We start from the raw sequence: 1435 nt of genomic DNA on the forward strand, positions 1-1435 counted from the left end.
CCATTCTTGGGAAAGAGGCTTAAATGAGCATACAAACGGACTAGTTAGGCAATATTTTCCTAAAACACAAAGCTTTTTAGATACGACTTCCAAGGATATAGAAAGGGTGGAAACTTTACTAAATAACAGACCTAGAAAGGCTCTCAACTTCGAAACTCCACTAGAAGTGTTTACGAGATTATCTACAAACATGCTATGCTCGGGTGCACAATAGATGTTTTTTCAAGTATTTATATGTTCTTTTTTGTGCACTTCAAGGTTGAAAGGGCCCCTTAATGAGAAGATTTTAAACAGGCTCTAAGACTTATATCTTATAGTAGGAATCTATAATTCGAATCTTTAAAATTCAGGTTATGCAAGAGGTCTAATGTTTTTCTTTTTTAAACGCTTGGTAGAGAAAAGTAAAGCGATCATTCCCTTTCAAGTACGTTTTCCTCTTTATCTTTGGTCTTTCTTTTGCAGATGCTTTTTCCTTTGCAACATCTCAGAGATCCAAGCAAAGTCTTGTGTAATTGATACAGAGCATTTTCCAACAATTGGGATGTTTGCTGCTGCGAATTTAATTATAGGACAGATCCATCTCTACGAAAGGGGTGATTTACCTGATTACCAAGGTTTAGTCGTAGATTTTGGCCCACATGGTCTTTATTACGAACCGACTCGTGGTCTGAATTGGTGGGCCTACTTTTTTGAACCGATTTCTATTGGTGTGCAATCTGCTTCTCCCTTTCACATCTCTTGGGAAGAGGGATGCGATGCATTTCGTGCAAAAAGTGCTTTACCTCGCAAAGAAGCTCTAGCATTAGTCAAAAAATATATTCACCTTCAACCCCATATTCAAAAAAAAGTTTGCGAATTTGTTGAAACGTATTTTCATGGAATCTATACAATTGGTGTGCATTATCGAGGAACTGATAAACATTCTGAGGCGCCACGTATTGACTATAGTGTTGTGATTGCTGCGGTAAAGGATCAAATTCCTTCTCAAAGACCCTATCAAATTTTTGTTGCAAGTGATGAAAAACAGTTTGTGGAAGCAATGGAAAGAGAGTTTCCTTCTCAAGTGATTGCAAGGAATGTGTATCGGTCTACTGGATCGGAAGGCGTTCACTTTTCTGGGCATCCTCCTTATAAATTGGGAAAACAAGCTCTGGTTGATTCCCTACTACTTTCAAAATGTGATCTGCTCATTCGTACAAGTTCAAATCTCAGCTTATGGTCTACCTATTTTCAGCCCGATATTCCTGTCATTTTATTGAGTGAACGTTATGAAAGATGTGCAGAGCCTGAATAATATGATACTTTTTTGGGTAGTTCTCTAATTGCACACAAGGGGAATAGACCTCTTGCTTAGTTAAATAAAAATTTCATAATTGTAGATTCCAGCAATAAGATTGAACCGTAAACCAAACCTTTTTCTTCTGTTCCTATATTT

Annotated in this window: 2 protein-coding genes; both read left to right on the forward strand. The window is 37.3% G+C overall.

What is annotated here, in order from left to right; genetic code table 11:
- Positions 1–214, forward strand: a 214-nt coding sequence (locus tag RHOW815_RS09490) for a transposase (protein ID WP_502757473.1), incomplete at its 5' end; no start/stop codon positions are given.
- A 153-nt stretch (positions 215–367) separates the two neighbouring features.
- Positions 368–1294 (forward strand): nodulation protein NodZ, encoded by a 927-nt coding sequence (locus RHOW815_RS08060; RefSeq protein WP_215217778.1) that lies wholly within the window; start codon positions 368–370, stop codon positions 1292–1294.
- The last annotated feature ends 141 nt before the right edge of the window (positions 1295–1435 follow it).

The sequence above is a fragment of the Candidatus Rhabdochlamydia sp. W815 genome, assembly GCF_018642185.1.
In the GTDB taxonomy this organism is placed as follows: Bacteria; Chlamydiota; Chlamydiia; order Chlamydiales; family Rhabdochlamydiaceae; genus Rhabdochlamydia; species Rhabdochlamydia oedothoracis.

Bases quoted from the DNA above. Each gene is read 5' to 3' on its own strand.
- RHOW815_RS08060 (WP_215217778.1), top strand. From the start codon at position 368: ATGTTTTTCTTTTTTAAACGCTTGGTAGAGAAAAGTAAAGCGATCATT.